Genomic DNA, 18,826 nt, shown 5'->3' with positions numbered 1-18,826 from the left:
GCGGCTACAGTGTAGTGTAGCCATATTGAGAAAGCTCTGCACGGAGCAAGGTGAGCCCTTCGGCAGCTTCACTACCTGTGCGAGCTTTGTTATTGTATAGCGAATAGTAATCCCTATATGTAGGTGGTGAGAGATTGGGCATCACTACATTAGCTCCTGCATCTAAGGTTTTCCGACGACCATCGGAAGCTAAGGACGCTACTGCAGTAGTAGCTGGAATATTAGCATTGGGGCAAATGAGCCGACAAAGTGCCACCATACGGAGGGTAAGATCAAGACTGCCACTAGGATAGTGGCGAAATGGGGTATCATTGTGGGGGATAAAGGGACCAATACCAATCATATCTGGCTGAAACTGTTGTATAAAGCATAGATCCTTAGTTAGATGGTGGAGGGTCTGCCCTGGGGAACCGACCATACCACCTACGCCCGTTTCGAACCCTATTGCTTTGAGAGCGCGAAGCGCCTCTAGGCGAGTGGCAATGGTCTGATCTACTGGATGTAGTTGCTGGAAATGAATGGGATCTATGGTCTCATGCCGAAGGAGATATCTACGTGCACCTGCTTCGTAGAGAGCTTGGTATTCGTCCATCATCATCTCTCCCAAAGATAGTGTGATGGTAATATCAGGGTAGCTCTTATGTATTTGCGTAATGAGTTGCACTAGTCTTTCTCCCCTCCAATAGGGGTCTTCACCTCCCTGAAGTACGAAGGTCTGAAACCCTAGCTTTGCTCCTATCTGACACGTCTCTAATATTTCATCGTGCGACAGACGATAACGCACCACCTCTTTATTGCCACTTCGGATACCACAATAATAACAATTGCAGCGACAATAATTGGATATCTCGATAAGGCCACGCAGGAACACTGTGTACCCTAATCGATTCCTCGCCACCTGCCCAGCTATCTCTTCGATCTCGGTAGTTGGCAGAGAAAGAAGGGAGAGGAAATCCACTTCAGACAACCTCTCCCCATCTTTGAGTTTATTTATTAATATCTGCATAGGTGAGGTCAATCGTCTCCATCTCCTTTTGCAGTTGTTTCCTGCCGGAGACAATATCATTATGAGCACTTGGCCCATGGATACAGCCACCTGGGCAGCACATTACCTCTACAAATTGGCCTCCAGCTTTACCCTTAGCAGCATAGCCCTTTAGCTTAGCAATAGTACGCTTGTCAAGGTTGCTAATCATCTCAGTAGATATCTTATCTACCTTATCCGCCGTTGCTGGATTGGTACGCAAATAGCTCTGAACGGCACCCATAACTCCTCCATTTGCAGCGAATCCATGAGCTTCACGCACAGAGGTAAACTCAGGCACAAAGCGCTCCTGAGCTTTGAGGTCGATGTCCATGCCATCAAATATAGAGGCTAGCTCTTCGAAAGTCATTACATAGTCTACCTGCTGACCAGGGCGTCGAACTTCTTTGCGCTTCGCAACACATGGGCCAATGAATACGATCTTGCTATCTGGATACTTCGCTCTTGCTCTCTCCGCAATATAATACATTGGAGACTTTGAGTCTGAAACGTAATCGTGGAGCTTTGGAATATGCTTATCGATTGCCTCGTAGAATGATGGACAACATGAAGTAGTCATAAAGCTTTGACCAGACTGTAGCTTTTCGATAAGCTCATGCCCTTCGTGCTCAACGGTATCCATAGCACCCTGAGCTACCTCCAATACATCATGGAAGCCAAGCCCCTTGATAGCGCTATATACCTGCTGATGCTCTGCATCGTACTGTGCCAATATTGCTGGTGCCACAAGAGCGATGACTTGCTTGCCCTCACGGATATCCTGCAGGATATCGAAGACCTGAGAAATCTCGAAGATAGCACCAAAGGGGCATGCGTTTATGCATGAACCACAATAAATACACTTATCTTCATTGATATGCTCTATACCACGCTCATCTTTGCTAATAGCCTTAACCGGGCAAGACTCCTCACAAGGCACTGGGATATATACAATAGAGTGATAAGGACATGACTCATGGCACCTACCACAGCTTATACACTCATCGTGGTTGATTTCGGCCTGACCATTCTTCTTAAAGGAAATACACTTCTTAGGACATGCATTGTAGCAAGCTTTGCTTACACAACCACGACAGAGATTAGATACCTCATAATTAATGTCCACACAAGATGTACAAGCTTCGTCTACCACACACAGTAAATTTTGCTTCAGTACCTCCTTGCGCTCAAGAGCCATTGTAGCATATTCTGATAGTGGAGTAAGCTCATCCTTCTCATCCGACATATCTAGTCCCAAAAGAGGTAGCATCTTATACTTGAGTACTGCACGCTCCTTGTGGCGACAACAACGAACCCGATCCTTACCGAATTTGGGAATCATCTCTATTGGAACCTGATCTATCTTCTCGACCAATTGACTTTCATGCCATAGTCGCACGAGCTTTGCCAAAAGCTGGTGTCTGATTATCATCACATTATTGGAGTACGCCATACCAATCTTAATTTCTTATGAAGTTACAACTATCAATTACGAGTGCAAAGATAAGCTTTTTTAGCATATCCAAGAAAGGAAAAGAGTGGTAGAAGACGTATCTTCCACCACTCCGCACTATAAAATATTGTGTCTCTATTCCTTTTTAGAGAAAAGACGACCAATAAAGATCAGGATACATGCACCGATAATAGCGATGATAAGGTTAATCCACCAACCACCACCAGTAGCGATACCAAGCATATCAAACACCCATCCACCTACTAGACCACCTAGTAGACCGAGGATGATATCTACAATCCAGTGGCGACCGCCACCAGGCATAATCCAGCTAGCTAGTGAGCCAGCTATAAACCCTGTAATAAGAGAACCAATTAATCCCATAACATCTGTGTATTATATATTAATATTACTTTGTGAAAAATGAGAAGTGGACAGAGCCATAACGACGAACTTCCACAAAGCACTCATTATCACCAAAACTGATATCCCGAGGATGCTCTACTATCAGCAATCCATCAGGCGCAAGCAAGCTACTACCGAGTATCATACCAGGCAAGTCCGGTAGCTGAGGAAGAGCATAGGGAGGGTCAGCAAAGATTAAATCGAAAGGCTGATCCGCCCGAGACTCTTCTATATATTTAAGTGCATCTCTCGTCTGCACTTTATGGTTATGGTCAGAGAGGGCATCCTCTACTGACTTTATAAACGAAGCATGGCGAGGATCTTTCTCTACTGCAAGTACCTCGTGTGCACCTCGCGATAGGCATTCGAAGCCAATACTACCACTGCCTGCGAATAAGTCTAGTACTCGTGTTTGCTCCCAATCAATCCTATTTGCCAAGATATTGAACAACCCTTCTTTTGCCATATCGGTAGTAGGGCGTCCTTTGAAACTCGTAGGGAGTGGGAAGCGGCGCTTCCCGTATTGTCCACTAATTATACGCATAGTAGCTGTAATACAAGTTGTTGATGTATGGTCGTAAGCACCTTATTCTGTTGGTATTCCTTTGAGAGATATGGATAGCTATTCCACCTCACATCACTAATTATATCTCCGAGTAGGCTAAGCAACTTCCCTCTTCCCTCAAGGCTATACACCAAGAGAGGTGTATCCTGAGGACTAAACTTAAACTGCCGGTAAAGAGCTGTCACATAGTATAGAGTATCAATATCGCTAGCCACCTTATATCTATTAGCAAGCAACAACCGTCCTTCTGTAGCGATTACGACATTAATGGACTCTCCGAGATGCATCAGTATCACCACACGAGGCACGTCACGACGAGTAAATGTAACCGCCAATCGTATCAGCGGAACAATACAATGGGTATACGAAGGGATAGAAAACGAACGCTGACTAAAATCAAAGAGCTCCTGGCTTATCGAGTAAATTACAGTAGAGCGCTCCTCCTCCATATCGATAGACATTACCCTACGACCACTAAGTCCAGTAGCAACTCCTAGCCATTCTTCTTTAGAAGCGCTTCCTAATAAATCTTGAGGTACTACCACAAACGAGCTACTATCCTCTACGCTTATCACAGTACTCTTGTAAGGCAATGCAAATAGAGGATACTCCCAAAAGAGCTGTTGCATCCCTCCATCAGGATGGTTGACTAACTGTGCAGTAGCAGTATAAATAGTAGAGTTGTCATCGATAGGGCGAGCTGCATACTGTATTTGGGCACGGCTTACTACCAAGTACGCCTCCATATTAAGTGCCTTGTCGGCAGAGTATGAAGCTTCACGCTTAGGATCGATTGTGATTATATTACCCACCTCAATATTATATTATCGAAAAGCACACCCCAACACCTCACGCATGAGGTACAGAGGTGTGCTTTCTTAAAATCATGTAGGCACTAGATTACTCCCAGTTACCTGCGTAGTTATTAATCTCAGTTAGCGAACCGACCTTTAGACCAGGGAACTTACCGATCTGTACCTGCTTGTCAGTAAGATTACGCAACTCAGTGTTATTGAGGTCACCTAGATATACATCGTAAGTAGTGCTTGCTTCAAACACCTTGATATCAAAGCCTGAAGAAGTCTTCACGCTAGCAGTATCCATAGCGAATACAGCACCGTTAGAGAAAGGAACAATACCGAGCTTCTGAACATCGAAATCAGGACGATCCCTAAATACTGCAGTCTTTGCTAGTTCTGGCACGGTATCACGAACGAAAGAAACACGCTTACCGTCAACAATGCTAGATAGACCAGCAGCCTCAGCTTCAGCCCAGTTGCCCGTCGCCATTGCCTTACGGACAATAGCATTTGCTTTTGCCTCAGTCATACCATCCTCGAGCTGCTGCTCAGTAAGCTCCATCACACGGAAGATAGTAGTCACCTTACCCGTCTCGAGCCAGCTACGTAGCTCCTCAAAGTTGGCAGCATGCACATTATGTGCCTGCTTGTAAGCTATCTGAGCTGCACGGATATCCACTAGTTCCTTAATCACTGCACGCTCACGAGCTGTCTTGGTCTTATCAAAGTCCACTGGCACCTGGATACTGTTATACACAGCCCACCCCAGACCAATAACCGCTAAGGCCAACAAAATTTTCACTAAAGTCTTCATACCATCAAATATATTTGTTATTTTGCATTCACAAACAATCAACGCTCCATCTAGAGGAGAAGGAATTCCTTCTCATACTCACAGATAGTCTGTACAAAAGTAGCAACATTTATTCAGACTTCCACAGAAATGAGCGTTCAAATATAGTCAATTTTCAGGGAATATGACACACAACAGGCTTCAAATAGCGGATTATTTTGGTTTCAAGCCTACACTAAGCCAGCAGACAGTAATAGAAGAGCTTCAAAACTTTCTCTCAGACCCTACTGAGCACTCCATATTTCTCCTTCGAGGATATGCCGGCACAGGAAAAAGTAGCCTCATTGGAGCACTATCGCGCATGCTACAAGAGCACCACAGCCCTCAAATGCTACTTGCGCCCACTGGTAGAGCTGCCAAAGTCTTGGAGCACTACTGCGGGCTACCAGCTTTTACCATCCATAGAACCATCTACCGTCAGAGAGTCTCTAGCGAGGGGGTAATTTATGAGATTAACTTCAATAAGCACCAGCCTGGCACCTTATATATTATTGACGAAGCATCGATGATCAATAACTCGAGCGATGGATTTGGAACCTTCGGAAGTGGACACCTGCTCGATGACCTTACCGACTTTTGCTTTAGCATAGAAGGAAGCAAGATACTGCTTATCGGAGATGATGCCCAGCTTCCTCCCGTCGGCACAGAGCTCAGCCCCTCACTCAATCCAGACTACCTTCTTGGCTACTGCTCGGTGCTGTACCAAGGTGTTCTCAAAGATATCGTACGCCAGGAAAAAGGTGGAGAAATCGTCTACCTTAGCTATTTACTTAGGGGCAGAATCTTAGACCTACAGCAAGGCAAAGATTGGTCCGAACCACTCCTCCCTATGCCTGAGCCTGGAGGTGAAGTAGAAATCATATCGGGCTATGATCTACCAGAGCTGGTAGAAGACTCTTACCGACGAGTCGGACAAGAAGAGACGCTTCTTGTCACACGCTCCAATAGGGATGCCGAAGAATACAACAAAGCCATCCGCAACCGTTCATTGTACTACGACGAGGAGATTGTCCCGGGTGAAAACCTCATGGTCGTGCGCAATAATTATCTATACCAACCCGTAGACAGCCAAGGCAATGCCACAAGCAACTTCCTTGCGAATGGAGAAATTCTAAAAGTGTTAGGCACTCGACGAGAACAAGAACTTCATGGCTTTACCTTCAGAGAAGCTGAACTCCAAGACACCAGTGGAGACTTTATTTCGGCACAGCTCCTGATGGACAGCCTATTTACACAAGCGCCAGCACTCACTAAGGAGCAGCGCCAAGTGCTGTACGAAGGGGTTTGCAGTGACTACCCACATATTACCAATCGCAGAGACCTATACCTAAAGCTTCGTCAAGACCCTTATCTTAATGCCCTTCAAGTCAAGTACGCCTATGCTATGACATGCCATAAAGCTCAAGGTGGGCAGTGGAAAGAGGTATACCTCAGTTTCGGTTATCTCACTCCAGAGATGATTAATCTCTCCTTTTGCCGTTGGTTATACACCGCTATGACCCGAGCTACAGAAAAGTTATACATTCTCAATCCACCCTCCTTTATCTTTGGAGACCTAGAGCAGTGAAGATAAGGAAGAGGCTACGCAGTTTAGTGCTGCGTAGCCTCTTCCTTATTTAGTAACTATCCTTAGTTCGATTACTTAGTCATACCAACCTGAGTTAGCTTACGACCCTTGAGTATCTCAGAAAGCGCAGCACGAACATCAGCAGTAGTAATGCTACGAAGCGTCTCTAGATAGTTGTCATGGAAGTTCTCGCCCTTGAAATAGTAAGAACTAATAACATTTAGCCAGTAACTATTCTCTCGCACATTCTGGTCATAGGCTTTCTCCATGTTGAGCACTGTCTTATTGAAGTACTCATCAATATTGATCTTGCCATCTGCTACAAGCTGAAGCTCACTCATAATCTTATTGTTAAGCTTCTCTACCTGATCTGGATTAGTCTGGTAGTAAATCAGCAAAGACTCCTCACCTCTAGGAGCTTCTTGTACAGAAGCCTGTACACCAACACCGTAAGTACCTCCTTCATCCTCACGAATACTCTTGAAGAACTGCTGGCTAAGCACCTCACCAAGGATATCAACAACCATATTCTCCTTCATACCATACTTGCCGTCATTAACAAATACAGCTATAGAAGCAGCAATTGGGTTTGTTCCGGTAAGTGTGATAGTGTTATCTGTGCTCTTAGGATTCATCTTAGGAGCTAGAGCGCTCTGGTCCGCCTCCTTAGAATGAGTACTTGGAAGAGACCCGATATAGCGCTCAAGGAGTGGTTGTACGGTTGCCTTGTCAAAGCTTCCAACTAGGAAGAAAGTAAAATCGCTCGCATCAGCAAACCTACCCTTATATGCTTCTACAATCTTAGCGTAGTCAATCTGGTCGTACTCCTCCACAGTCTTCTGCTGGCGAAGCTCATTCCCTGGATAGAGGACACCTGGAAGCGCCTTCCAGAAAGCATACATTGGATCAGCTGTACTTGACTTAAGCATAACCTTCGCTTTCTCTACCTGAGCGGCGAAGTCGCTATCGCTGCTACGCATATCTGTCATACGGAGATACATCAGCTGCAACATGCTCTCGAGATCCTTATCTGAAGACTTACCTCTCACGCCCTCTGATAGACCATTTACAAATGTACTAGCAGAAGCGGTCTTACCAGCGAGCACCTTAGAGAGTGCAGTATTATCAAAGTTAGCAACACCTGCCACATCTGCCATATCGAAAGATCGAGTATTGACAGAACCAAGCTTGTCGGCAAGCTGTAGATAACCACCATGGCTGATACCATAAAGACGAATATCATTCTTCTTATAATCTGTTGGCAGTAGGTATACGGTGGCACCATTCTCAAAAGTCCACTTCGTAACACCAAACTTCAGGTCATTCTCCTCACTAAGTAACTTACCTGGATCTGGAAGATTATCCATTAGAGGTACGTTAGAGAACTCATCCTTATAAGCCTCTACCTCCTGCTCCATACCCTTTTTGTAAGCAGCCATTAGCTCCTCCTCAGTTGGGAAAGAAACACCTTCCTTCTCCTGTCCCATAAGAAGTACTACAGTATTATTGCTATTTAGCAACTGCTGGAACATCTGATTGATAACATCTACTTGTAGACCCTGAGCTAGCTGGCTCATAAGCTGGTACTCGAACTCGATACCTGGGATATAGCCACCACTAGTGAAGTAGCTGCTATACTCATCAGCATAAGAAGTGTTGGTACGGTTTGCCTTAGAATTAAGGCTATTCTCATAGCTATTCACTAGCTCTGCACTTGCACGCTGATACTCGGCCGCAGTAAATCCGAAATCCTTAGCTCTCTTGATCTCAGCAGCAATTGCGTTTAGTGCTATCTCTCCCTTATTAGGTTCGAATACAGCAGTAATATCCACGTTATCCTCAGTCATTGTCAATCCCATGATAGGACCAATACTCATCTCTGCACCGATAAATGGAGCATTAGGCTTCTGTGCAATCTCCTCCAGACGGGTATTCATCATCATGCTTAGTACAGTGGTCATATAATTATTAGAAAGACCAACAGCAGATGCTTTATACTCCTTTGGAAGAGCATCATAGCTGGTAGAGATAGAGATGTAATTGCTCGTAGCTTCGGGATCAGTTACCACGATGCTAATTGGAGCCTCACGATCAGGCACTTCCTCATATACACGCTCAGCAGGATTCACAGGAGCTTTCATATCAGCGAAAGTATCCTTAATCTTCTTTTCCACTGCGTCTACATCAACATCACCTACAATCACTAGACCCTGAAGGTCTGGACGATACCACTTATGGTAGTAGTCGCGTAGCTCCTGATAAGAGAAGTTACGGACAACATCCATACTACCGATAGGCATACGCTTACCATAGTTAAGTCCGGGGAACATTCTCTTGAGCACCTGAGTAAGTACACGAGTATTACCCTTTTCACTTTGACGCCACTCCTCCTCAATTACGCCACGCTCATTATCAATCTCCTCATCTAATAGAGCAATACCATCGCTCCAATCACGAAGGATAAGGATACAAGAGTCCACCACGCCATCGCGATTTACAGGCGCATCCTTAATCGTATAACGAGTTTCATCAAAAGAGGTAAAAGCATTTAGTTCTTCACCAAACTTTACGCCAATACGCTCTAAGTAGTTAATCATCCCCTTACCTGGGAAGTGGCGAGAGCCATTGAAAGCGAGGTGCTCGAGGAAGTGAGCCAAACCTGACTGATTGTCCTCCTCCTGCATTGACCCAACACGTTGTACGATGTAGAAGTTAGCACGTTCTTTAGGCATCTCATTGTGGCGAATAAAGTAAGTAAGCCCATTAGGCAACTTCCCTACTCGAACATCTTTGTCAATTGGAAGAGGCTGCACTTGAGGATCCTGTGCAGCAACTTGGGTATAGCTACCAAGTAGCGCTACCACGAATAGACTCATCCAAAGTTGTAAAGTCTTTTTCATTTGTAGTTGTAAATTATAATTTATTATTATTCTATCTCCACCTGGGATTCTATATAGTCTCCTATTGCGCAAATGTACCTATTATATCGGAAATATCAAGCTCTAAAAAATATAAATTGTGCTAATTCTACTACACAGACTAGACAGAATATCTCTGTAATACAGTATGGTAGATCAAAGAAATATAAGCGAGTATCGGCAACTCGACAAGTCTGAAGACCGATACCAAGACCACTGAGTGGATATTGTACAAGAGACTCTGACTAGGAGGAGTGATTGTCTCTCCCTTTCTCACAGATCGCCCTATACATAGGAAAAAGTATTACACTAGGGAGCAAGGAAAGTCTCTCTCGGGAGGGACTGCAGTCTCTCGCCAGAGAAACTCGAGTCCCTCGCGGGAGGAACTGGAGTTCATTGCGGGAGAGACTATACACGGAATACCTACCACAATTGGGTTCTTTACGACCTCAACGATCTTTGGCTATCTATCTAGAAAATACAAATACGGAAAGCGCAAAACGCCCCCAGCTCATCACCGCCCTACTATCAGGCAACTTATTCCGCTCCAATTTGGCAACTATGAAGTAGGCCTATCGAAATAGCCATTTTGTTTTAATTATTTTGTACTTTTGCGAAACTAGTATAATCATAACCATTGTAACCTATGAAGAAAGTTTGGATGTGGTTCTTAGTGGCAGCACTCACTGTAGTAGCATACCCTCTAAGGGCGCAAGAGACAAAGGAGGGAGATCATCCGATTTGCCCTAGTGTACAGATGAAGACTATCGAAACCATGAAGAAGGAGTTTCCCGCTGGTAGCAACAAGGAGCTACTAGAGAGAGGCGTGAAGCACGTTGCCACTCTTTGGACAGCAAGTGATGGTGATTGCGATGCATTCCAAAAGTTTTGCGTGGAGAACTTTGCCAAAGACAGCGAAGCCCGCAAGCTATTATTTGAAAGACTGTCTCGCACTTATGAGATTCTTCTCGGTCACTACAACCTAATCGATGTCAAGCTAAAGGAACCACTACATCTTAGTGGAGACCCTATGCAGGATATCGACCTCATAGTAGGAAGTTACGATGTATCATCACACTTCTCGGATGATATGTACGCCACAAAGCTAGCTTTCGTTACGGCACTCAACTTTCCGCCCTATTCGCTAGCTGAAAAGAGCACCAAAGGAAAGGAATGGAGCAGGCTAGAGTGGGCTTTCGCTCGTATGGGCGACCTATTTTCAGCTCGTGTACCTGCCGAGCTCAAGATGGAAGTCTCTAAAACTCTAACCGAAGCAGATGCCTACATCTCGGACTACAATATATGTATGGATAAGTTGCGCAACGAAGCTGGCGAGCAACTCTTCCCTGATGGCATGAAACTAATTACCCACTGGGGACTACGTGACGAAATCAAGAGCAACTACTCCATCGCGGATAAGGGGTTAGAGAAACAGCGCATGATCTACGAGGTGATGAAGCACATCGTAAAGCAAGATATCCCTGCCGTGGTTATGAATAACCCAGAGGTGACTTGGCAACCTATATCTAATAAGGTATTCCAATCGGGCAAAGAGCTAAGCAACCCAGCGAGAGAGGAGGATGTACGCTACAACCATCTGCTTACGGCTATGCGTCAGCACCAAAAGCTGGATCAGTACTATCCACAGATGCCTACGCAACTGCACCGTGCCTTTGAAGGCAATATGGAACTACTACAAGCCGATGTAGTAAAGCTATTTGAGGGACTTCTCTCCTCACCTCAGGTCAAGGAGGTTGCTGCCTTTATCAGTAAGCGCCTAGGTCGTCCTCTTGAGCCACATGATATATGGTACAATGGCTTCAAGGGTCGTGGCGGATTGCCCGAGTCGGAGTTAGATGCTATCACCAAGGCGAAGTACCCAAATGCTGAGGCTGTATGGAAAGACCTACCTCGTATCCTCATGAACCTAGGATGGGACGAAGCCAAGGCAAATGAGATTGTTTCGCAAGTAGTAGTAGAGCCATCTCGTGGAGCAGGACATGCTTGGGGCGCAACTATGAAGGGCGAGAAAGCTCACCTTCGCACCAGGATTACTCCAGAGGGGATGGACTATAAGGGCTACAATATTGCTATTCATGAGTTTGGACACAACGTGGAGCAGGTACTTACACTGGAGGATGTAGACTACTACATGCTCAGCGGTGTACCTAACACAGCATTCACAGAGGCTGTTGCATTCCTATTCCAAAAGCGTGATCTAGAGATGCTTGGACTATCCAACCCATCTCCAGAAGATGAGCATTGGGAAGCTCTGACTGCATTCTGGGGTACCATGGAGATTATGGGCGTTTCGCTAGTAGATATTGCCGTGTGGGAGTGGATCTATCAGCATCCAGAAGCCACACCTGCTGAGCTTCGTGAGGCTGTACTTACCGAAGCGAAAAGGGTATGGAATACTTACTTTGCCGATATTCTTGGAGGAAAGGATGAACCTCTTCTCGCTGTGTACTCTCACATGATTGATAACCCTCTCTACTTGCCTAACTACCCTATCGGACACTTGATTAGTTTCCAAATTGAGGAGGCAGTAAAGGACAAGAATATTGCCAAGGAGCTTACACGGATGCTCACCTATGGTCGTATCATCCCTCAGCAGTGGATGGAGCATGCAGTAGGACAGCCTATCTCAATAGACCCTCTACTTCGCAAGACTTCCATAGCACTCGAGAAACTAGCTAAGTAATCAGCGCTATTCAGATACCAATAACCAGAGAGAGAGGTTGTGCAGAGAATGTTTTGCACAACCTCTCTCTCTGGTATATATAATTAGGTATCTTTGCTGTATAGATAGGGCAAATAGTGAGATGAAGATTTTGTGATGATTGAGTTTAGTAACGCCACCTTTCGTTTTGGAGACAAACTGGTTATAGATCGCTTTACCGACTTGATAGAGACTGGCGAGCATGTAGCCATTACTGGCGAGTCGGGAGCGGGGAAAAGCACGCTCCTAAATAGTATAGTTGGGCTGGCAATACCAAGAGAAGGGAGTATCGTAGTGGATGGATTAGCGGTAGTGCCTGAGCATATCCGCAAGATTCGCACGCTAGTCGGTTGGTTACCTCAGGAGGTTCAGCTACCTTATGATACGGTACTGGAGATGCTTCAGGCACCCTATAAATACAAAGCGAATAGACAGCAGAAGTTCGACCGTCAGAGATACGAGGAAGCAGTAGAGCGGCTCGGGCTCCCCACTACCATATTGGGTAAACCGATGCAGAAGATATCGGGTGGTGAACGGCAAAGGATGCTGATTATTTCCGCTCTATTGCAGGGCAGGAAGATACTCCTGATGGACGAACCTACATCAGCACTCGATCATACCAATACTCAGCGCTTTATCGAATACCTCTCCCAGCTCCACGACACTACAATAGTAACGGTGACGCACGACACCCAACTTGCGGAGTCTATGCACAGACAGATAACACTGAACAAGCTATGAATACAGCGGACATTTCTATACCCAATCTCGTGATAGGCTTATGCCTACTGCTCATCCCAATAGCTGTACACATCTACTACAATACGGGACAAGCGATGTCTATCACCCTCTCTGCAATCCGCATGGTAGTGCAGCTTTTTCTGGTTGGGTTCTATCTCAAGTACCTCTTTGAGTGGAATAACGCTTGGATCAATATTGTATGGCTACTCATCATGGTGGGTGTTTGCAGCATAGAGATGATAGGAAGGGTGGATCTGAATAAGAAGATTTTCCTTCCTGGGATATATGCTTCCATACTCTTTGCGGTATTTGTGGTGATAATGTACTTCCTAAGATTTGTGGTACAGCTCGACTATCTCTTTGAGAGCCGATACTTCATCCCTATGTGTGGTAGCCTGATGGGCAATATCCTAGGGAGCAACGTCCTTGGGCTCAATGCCCTTTTCCAAGGGCTTAGCACCGGAGAACGCTACTACCACTATATGCTTTGTAATGGAGCAAATAGGGAAGAGGCTACTCGTCCATTTATTCGGGGTGCCCTTCATACCGCCTTTACCCCTACAATAGCTTCGATGGCAGTGATGGGGCTGGTCTCTATGCCTGGCACCTTGGTAGGACAAATCCTAGGCGGTAGTTCCCCAAATGTAGCCATCCGATACCAGATAATGATTATGGTTTTGCACCTCGTGTGCTCCACTATATCGATAGTCCTTGTCCTCAATATCGCTATCCACCAGTCCTTAGATGGGTATGGCTTACTCCGCCCTGAGACTTTCACGAAAAAGAAGAAGGGCTAAGACGCTAATGTCGAAAAGAATAGCTACATTTGTCACAGATAATCTACATATATTCATTAGCATAGATACAGATATATCATGGCGCTAAAATTTATGACCGCTGACGAAGCAGCGCAGTTTGTAAGACACGATGACAATGTTGGATTTAGTGGTTTTACCCCTGCAGGTTGCCCTAAGGTAGTACCTGCGGCTATCGCTCGCCATGCCAAGGCTGAGCACGAGGCGGGAAGACCATTCAAGATTGGAATGTTTACTGGAGCATCTACTGGCGATAGGCTAGATGGTGAGCTTGCAAGAGCAAATGCAGTGAAGTTCCGCACCCCATACCAGTCCAACAATGATCTTCGCAACCTAATCAATAACGGAGAGACTGATTACTTCGATATGCACCTATCGATGCTCGCTCAGGAAATCAGGTATGGTTTCTTGGGCAAGATAGATATTGCTATCGTGGAGGCTGCCGAGGTAACGGAGGATGGTGAGATTGTCCCTACCACTGGTGTGGGTATCACGCCTACCATTTGTCGTCTTGCAGATAAGATTATTGTGGAGCTCAACGACCGCCATCCTAAGGCTATCCGTGGCATGCACGATATCTGCGAGCTTCAAGACCCTCCTCATCGTGAGGCTATAGCGGTACTTGACCCACACGATCGCGTAGGGCAGGAGTGTGTAAAGGTAGACCCCGCTAAGATTGTAGCCGTAGTTAAGACCTCTGAGCCTAATGACGACTCTGCATTTGCTCCGCTAGACGAAGTGACCAAAGCGATTGGAGCCAATGTGGCTAAGTTCTTCGAGGAGGAAATGAAGGCAGAGCGCATCCCCTGTGACTTCCTACCAGTGCAGAGCGGTGTAGGTAATGTAGCCAATGCAGTGCTCGGAGCCATGGGTGAGAATGAGCATATACCAGCCTTTAATGTCTATACAGAGGTGATCCAGGACGCAGTAATCACCCTGATGGAGAAGGGTAAAGTGAAGTTTGCTTCAGGTTGTTCTCTTTCGGTCTCTCGTGAATGCATCCAGAAGATATACGGCAACCTTGACTTCTTCAAGGATAAGATTCTTCTCCGCCCACTAGAGTACTCCAACAACCCAGAGGTAGCACGCCGCATTGGTATCATTGCTATCAACACGGCTCTAGAGGCAGACATCTATGGTAATATCAACTCTACCCATGTCCTCGGTACCAAGATGATGAATGGTATTGGTGGATCTGGCGACTTTACTCGCTCAGGGTATCTATCCATCTTTACGACTCCATCGGTAGCGAAGAATGGTGATATCAGTTGCTTCGTGCCTATGGTATCGCACCTGGATCACTCGGAACACTCTGTGAAGATTATAATCAGCGAATACGGTATTGCAGACCTTCGCGGGAAGTCTCCAAGACAGCGTGCCGAGGAGATTATCAATAAGGTGGTACACCCAGACTACAGGGAGAAGCTACGTGAGTACCTAGAGATTGCTCCTCAAGGACAGACCAAGATGCACTTAGATGCCTGCTTTGAATTCCACCGCCAGTTCAAGGAGACTGGTTCCATGAAGAACGCAGACTTTAGCAAGTATAAGAAATGAACTTCAATACATTGAAAGTAAGCTCCCTCACGCTCCTAATAGCACTGCTACTAGGGGCGTGTGGCGGTTCTAAAAGCGAAGACAAGAAGTCTTCTGCGCAAGCACCCGAGATGCCTACCCCTCCGGCTATCATGACAGACCCCACTGAAAGGGCTGGATATATGCTCGGCGGTCTCTTTGAGGGCGTGGAGGAGATAACCCCCGATATGTTCGCCAATGACAGGGCTAGGGAAGAATGGCTTTCCGACTTATATGCCATCGGAAACAATGCCGATGAGGAGGTTCAACGCCGAACGATGGACACTTTCTTTAACCTTGCCACCCCAGCTATGGACTCTATAGCCTTGGAGATTGGAGCAAACTACCTAGGTCATCCCAATTCCCCTATATTTAATGAGGAGAGATACCTCCTTGTAATGGAAGAAGCCAATAAACAAGGGCTCCTAGATACTGCGGATCAAGTTCGACTTGAAGACCGCAAGGCGCTCTTCAATAGAAACAAAGTCGGTTTTCCTGCTGAGGACTTTACCTACCAAACGGCTGACGGCAGCAAACACACCCTCTACAATAGCTTTAAGGGCTATGAGCTGCTTCTGATGTTTTACAATCCCGACTGCGGTACATGCCAGAAGTTTATGGAGTACATTGGGACAAGCAACATCATCAAGAGTGCAGTAAAAAAAGGGCTAAAGGTACTTTGCATCTACGCCCAAGACGACGTGGAAGAGTGGCTCAGTAAACTCAGCATTGTCCCAGACTTCGCCACCGCTGGCTATAATGCTGATGGTGTCATTTGGAACGAAAGCCTCTACGACCTCAAAGCGCTCCCCACCCTTTACCTCCTAGATAAGGAGAAAAAGGTAATACTTAAGGATACTTTCCCTCAGGATATCGAAAATTATCTCGAGAACCGTTAATCATGAAAGGAATCGTACTAGCAGGAGGATCAGGGACTCGGCTATACCCTGCGACAATCCCATTTTCCAAACAACTCTTGCCCGTCTATGGCAAACCACTCGTCTACTACCCCATATCAGTACTGATGTTGGCAGGGATAAGAGAGATATTAATCATTACCACGCCGGATGACCAAGCACTCTTCAAGAAGTTACTAGGCGATGGAAGCCGTTTCGGTATCTCTCTATCTTACATCGTACAGGAACGACCTGAGGGGATTGCTCAAGCCTTTCTCCTAGCAGAGGATTTCCTCGCCGGTGAAGACGCTTGCCTGATCCTCGGTGATAATATCTTCTATGGCCAGTCTTTCGACCGCACGCTTAAGGAGGCATTAAGAAGGGTTAAGGAGGAGCGTGAGGCAGTAGTATTCTCCTACTATGTACGCGACCCCGAAAGGTATGGTGTGGTAGAGTTTAACCAAGATTTCAAGGTGCTCTCTATAGAAGAGAAACCCACAGAACCCAAGAGTAACTATGCTGTAGTAGGGCTCTACTTCTATCCTAACGATGTAGTAGAGGTAACCAGAAAAGTAAAACCATCTGCCCGTGGTGAGCTAGAGATTACCACGGTAAACCAGCTATACCTAGGTGAGAATAGGCTTGCTGTCGAACCTCTCGGACGTGGATTTGCTTGGCTAGACACTGGAACCTTCGAGTCCCTACATGAGGCAAGCGAATTTATTCGTGCCATAGAGCGCCGTCAAGGACTACAGGTAGCTAACCTCGAGGAGATAGCCCTAAACAAAGGGTGGCTCAATGCCGAAAGCATACGCGCTACTGCCGAGAAGTACAAAGGGAGCGAGTATGCCAAGTACCTACTCCACTTAATAGAGGAGTAGAGCATAAAATCTAAGAAAAGTGTGCTCTAGAGCACACTTTTCTTTAAGATACAGATACACAATATATTGAGTACGATAGACCTCTTATTAGAGTACATTATAGGATAGAAATAGGCACACAGAGAAAGATTTTCTTAGGGAAATGGGCAGAAATGTTTGGTAGATTAAAATATTCTATGTACCTTTGCATCGCAAACGAGAGAAAGACTTGAATGCAGGACTTATCGGGGTGTAGCGTAGTCCGGTTAGCGCACCTGGTTTGGGACCAGGGGGTCGTGAGTTCGAATCCCACCACCCCGACAGAAGTGAATCGAGCTTGAGGAAATCCTCAGGCTCGTTTTCTTTTATACCCTATCGTACTATCCCAGACTGCAGCGCATAAGAGTACCAAACACCATACTCGCAACACCCCCTCCTTACTTTACCAACCCCCAACCGCCATACATAAAGCAACCGACACAACCTCGCGCCTAACATACAACCGAAAAATAAAACGAGCCTAAGGTGATCCTCCTCAGGCTCGCTCTCTTCTTACTATCTATTGCCGTATTGCTGTTCGTAATAGCTTTGGTAGTCACCGCTCGTGACATACTCCAGCCAGTCTTGGTGCTTCAGATACCAAGCCACCGTGCGCTGCATCCCTTCCTCTACCGTCACACTTGGTTGCCAACCTAACTGATGAGAGATCTTACGTGAGTCAATCGCATAACGTACATCGTGACCTGGGCGATCTGCGACAAAAGTAATCAAACCTAGAGAGTGCCCCTCAGGGTGACCTAGAATACTATCGACCGACCTTATTAATAGCTTAACGAGGTCAATATTCCTCAACTCGTTATTTCCACCTATATTATAAGTCTCCCCAGGCTTTCCCTTAATCATAATGCACTCAATAGCCCTTACATGATCCAGCACGTAAAGCCAATCACGAACCTGAGAGCCATCCCCATACACAGGGATAGGCTTTTGATCAATAATATTGCGAATCACCAGCGGAATCAACTTCTCGGGAAACTGGAGTGGTCCATAGTTATTGCTACAATTACTAATCAAAGTAGGCATCCCAAAAGTGTCGTGATAAGCACGCACAAAGTGGTCGGCACTCGCCTTACTAGCAGAGTATGGAGAGTGTGGTTCATACCTATTCTGCTCGGTAAAGGCGTGCTCATCATGAGCGAGAGAACCATAGACTTCATCCGTACTTACTTGAAAGAAACGCTTATTGGAAAAATCTCCCTTCCACGCCTCATACGCAGTTTGTAGTAGATTTACCGTCCCCACCACGTTAGTGTACACAAAAGGGAGAGGTCCCAGAATACTCCTATCAACGTGACTTTCGGCAGCGAAGTTTACCACATTAGTAATCGGATATTTGGCAAAAAGCGCCTGTACCTCCTCTATCTTAGAGATATCCACACGCTCAAAGCAGTAATTCTCAGCACCCTCAATCCCTTTCAGATTCGCTAAACTACCTGCATAGGTTAGCGCATCGACATTGACAAATAGGTACTCCGGATATTCAGGCACCATAGTTAGCAAGAAATTGGATCCAATAAACCCTGCGCCCCCAGTTACTGCGACTACTTTCTTATAATTAATCCCAGACATAAT

Annotated in this window: 15 protein-coding genes and 1 tRNA gene; 8 read left to right on the top strand and 8 right to left on the bottom strand. The window is 45.9% G+C overall.

Annotated features, from left to right (window positions below; genetic code table 11):
- Positions 1–4: 4 nt before the first annotated feature.
- The 6 genes from hydE to IX315_RS00985 all read right to left on the bottom strand — a co-directional run bounded on the left by hydE (position 5) and on the right by IX315_RS00985 (position 5,061).
- Positions 5–1,006 (bottom strand): [FeFe] hydrogenase H-cluster radical SAM maturase HydE, encoded by a 1,002-nt coding sequence (gene hydE / locus IX315_RS01010; protein ID WP_211636271.1) that lies wholly within the window; start codon positions 1,004–1,006, stop codon positions 5–7.
- A complete protein-coding gene (locus IX315_RS01005) occupies positions 987–2,477 on the bottom strand; it encodes a monomeric [FeFe] hydrogenase (RefSeq protein WP_018357720.1) in 1,491 nt (496 codons plus the stop codon). The genes hydE and IX315_RS01005 overlap by 20 nt, the downstream gene beginning before the upstream one ends.
- 135 nt (positions 2,478–2,612) lie before the next feature.
- A complete protein-coding gene (locus IX315_RS01000) occupies positions 2,613–2,861 on the bottom strand; it encodes a GlsB/YeaQ/YmgE family stress response membrane protein (protein ID WP_018357719.1) in 249 nt (82 codons plus the stop codon).
- A 25-nt stretch (positions 2,862–2,886) separates the two neighbouring features.
- A complete protein-coding gene (gene rsmD, locus IX315_RS00995; protein WP_018357718.1) occupies positions 2,887–3,426 on the bottom strand; it encodes a 16S rRNA (guanine(966)-N(2))-methyltransferase RsmD in 540 nt (179 codons plus the stop codon).
- Positions 3,417–4,259, bottom strand: a complete 843-nt coding sequence (locus IX315_RS00990; protein WP_018357717.1) for a DUF3822 family protein — start codon at positions 4,257–4,259, stop codon at positions 3,417–3,419. Before IX315_RS00990 ends, rsmD begins: the two co-directional genes overlap by 10 nt.
- Positions 4,260–4,347: 88 nt before the next feature.
- Positions 4,348–5,061: a hypothetical protein gene (locus IX315_RS00985; RefSeq protein WP_134849504.1), complete on the bottom strand. Its 714-nt coding sequence runs from the start codon at positions 5,059–5,061 to the stop codon at positions 4,348–4,350.
- A 163-nt stretch (positions 5,062–5,224) separates the two neighbouring features.
- Between IX315_RS00985 and IX315_RS00980 the strand changes: the two genes are divergently transcribed.
- Positions 5,225–6,667 carry an ATP-dependent DNA helicase gene (locus IX315_RS00980; RefSeq protein WP_018357715.1) on the top strand — a complete coding sequence of 481 codons (1,443 nt, stop codon included), beginning with the start codon at positions 5,225–5,227 and terminating at the stop codon, positions 6,665–6,667.
- Positions 6,668–6,738: 71 nt separating this feature from the next.
- Here the strand turns inward: IX315_RS00980 and IX315_RS00975 are convergent, their stop codons facing one another.
- Complete coding sequence (locus tag IX315_RS00975) at positions 6,739–9,567, bottom strand: M16 family metallopeptidase (protein WP_018357714.1); 2,829 nt, start codon at positions 9,565–9,567, stop codon at positions 6,739–6,741.
- A 664-nt stretch (positions 9,568–10,231) separates the two neighbouring features.
- Here IX315_RS00975 and IX315_RS00970 point away from each other — a divergent pair.
- From IX315_RS00970 to IX315_RS00940, 7 genes are all read left to right on the top strand, one after another.
- Positions 10,232–12,289 carry a hypothetical protein gene (locus IX315_RS00970; RefSeq protein WP_244973043.1) on the top strand — a complete coding sequence of 686 codons (2,058 nt, stop codon included), beginning with the start codon at positions 10,232–10,234 and terminating at the stop codon, positions 12,287–12,289.
- A 135-nt stretch (positions 12,290–12,424) separates the two neighbouring features.
- Positions 12,425–13,048, top strand: a complete 624-nt coding sequence (locus IX315_RS00965; protein ID WP_134849041.1) for an ABC transporter ATP-binding protein — start codon at positions 12,425–12,427, stop codon at positions 13,046–13,048.
- Positions 13,045–13,845, top strand: coding sequence for an ABC transporter permease (locus IX315_RS00960; protein ID WP_018357711.1), 801 nt, complete (start codon positions 13,045–13,047; stop codon positions 13,843–13,845). Before IX315_RS00965 ends, IX315_RS00960 begins: the two co-directional genes overlap by 4 nt.
- A 78-nt stretch (positions 13,846–13,923) precedes the next feature.
- Entirely contained in the window at positions 13,924–15,420 is a 1,497-nt protein-coding gene (locus tag IX315_RS00955; RefSeq protein ID WP_211635665.1) for a butyryl-CoA:acetate CoA transferase, read from the top strand.
- On the top strand, positions 15,417–16,337 hold the full coding sequence (locus tag IX315_RS00950; protein WP_211635667.1) for a DUF5106 domain-containing protein: 921 nt from the start codon (positions 15,417–15,419) through the stop codon (positions 16,335–16,337). The genes IX315_RS00955 and IX315_RS00950 overlap by 4 nt, the downstream gene beginning before the upstream one ends.
- A 2-nt stretch (positions 16,338–16,339) precedes the next feature.
- On the top strand, positions 16,340–17,215 hold the full coding sequence (rfbA, locus tag IX315_RS00945; RefSeq protein ID WP_211640754.1) for a glucose-1-phosphate thymidylyltransferase RfbA: 876 nt from the start codon (positions 16,340–16,342) through the stop codon (positions 17,213–17,215).
- A gap of 225 nt (positions 17,216–17,440) precedes the next feature.
- Positions 17,441–17,515, top strand: a tRNA-Pro gene (locus IX315_RS00940).
- A 234-nt stretch (positions 17,516–17,749) separates the two neighbouring features.
- On the opposite strand, the gene rfbB is transcribed toward IX315_RS00940, so the two are convergent.
- Positions 17,750–18,823 (bottom strand): dTDP-glucose 4,6-dehydratase, encoded by a 1,074-nt coding sequence (gene rfbB, locus IX315_RS00935; protein WP_211837090.1) that lies wholly within the window; start codon positions 18,821–18,823, stop codon positions 17,750–17,752.
- Positions 18,824–18,826 lie beyond the last annotated feature (3 nt).

It is taken from the genome of Porphyromonas levii, assembly GCF_018206105.1.
In the GTDB taxonomy this organism is placed as follows: Bacteria; Bacteroidota; Bacteroidia; order Bacteroidales; family Porphyromonadaceae; genus Porphyromonas_A; species Porphyromonas_A levii.
The sequence above is the reverse complement of the archived record's forward strand: the minus strand, read 5'-3'. Positions and strand labels throughout refer to the sequence as shown.

What these genes read in the sequence shown, in the direction of transcription:
- hydE (WP_211636271.1), bottom strand. Translation starts at nt 1,006, where the DNA reads ATGCAGATATTAATAAATAAACTCAAAGATGGGGAGAGGTTGTCTGAA.
- IX315_RS01005 (WP_018357720.1), bottom strand. Translation starts at nt 2,477, where the DNA reads ATGGCGTACTCCAATAATGTGATGATAATCAGACACCAGCTTTTGGCA.
- IX315_RS01000 (WP_018357719.1), bottom strand. Translation starts at nt 2,861, where the DNA reads ATGGGATTAATTGGTTCTCTTATTACAGGGTTTATAGCTGGCTCACTA.
- rsmD (WP_018357718.1), bottom strand. Translation starts at nt 3,426, where the DNA reads ATGCGTATAATTAGTGGACAATACGGGAAGCGCCGCTTCCCACTCCCT.
- IX315_RS00985 (WP_134849504.1), bottom strand. Translation starts at nt 5,061, where the DNA reads ATGAAGACTTTAGTGAAAATTTTGTTGGCCTTAGCGGTTATTGGTCTG.
- IX315_RS00980 (WP_018357715.1), top strand. Translation starts at nt 5,225, where the DNA reads ATGACACACAACAGGCTTCAAATAGCGGATTATTTTGGTTTCAAGCCT.
- IX315_RS00975 (WP_018357714.1), bottom strand. Translation starts at nt 9,567, where the DNA reads ATGAAAAAGACTTTACAACTTTGGATGAGTCTATTCGTGGTAGCGCTA.
- IX315_RS00970 (WP_244973043.1), top strand. Translation starts at nt 10,232, where the DNA reads ATGAAGAAAGTTTGGATGTGGTTCTTAGTGGCAGCACTCACTGTAGTA.
- IX315_RS00965 (WP_134849041.1), top strand. Translation starts at nt 12,425, where the DNA reads ATGATTGAGTTTAGTAACGCCACCTTTCGTTTTGGAGACAAACTGGTT.
- IX315_RS00960 (WP_018357711.1), top strand. Translation starts at nt 13,045, where the DNA reads ATGAATACAGCGGACATTTCTATACCCAATCTCGTGATAGGCTTATGC.
- IX315_RS00955 (WP_211635665.1), top strand. Translation starts at nt 13,924, where the DNA reads ATGGCGCTAAAATTTATGACCGCTGACGAAGCAGCGCAGTTTGTAAGA.
- IX315_RS00950 (WP_211635667.1), top strand. Translation starts at nt 15,417, where the DNA reads ATGAACTTCAATACATTGAAAGTAAGCTCCCTCACGCTCCTAATAGCA.
- rfbA (WP_211640754.1), top strand. Translation starts at nt 16,340, where the DNA reads ATGAAAGGAATCGTACTAGCAGGAGGATCAGGGACTCGGCTATACCCT.
- rfbB (WP_211837090.1), bottom strand. Translation starts at nt 18,823, where the DNA reads ATGTCTGGGATTAATTATAAGAAAGTAGTCGCAGTAACTGGGGGCGCA.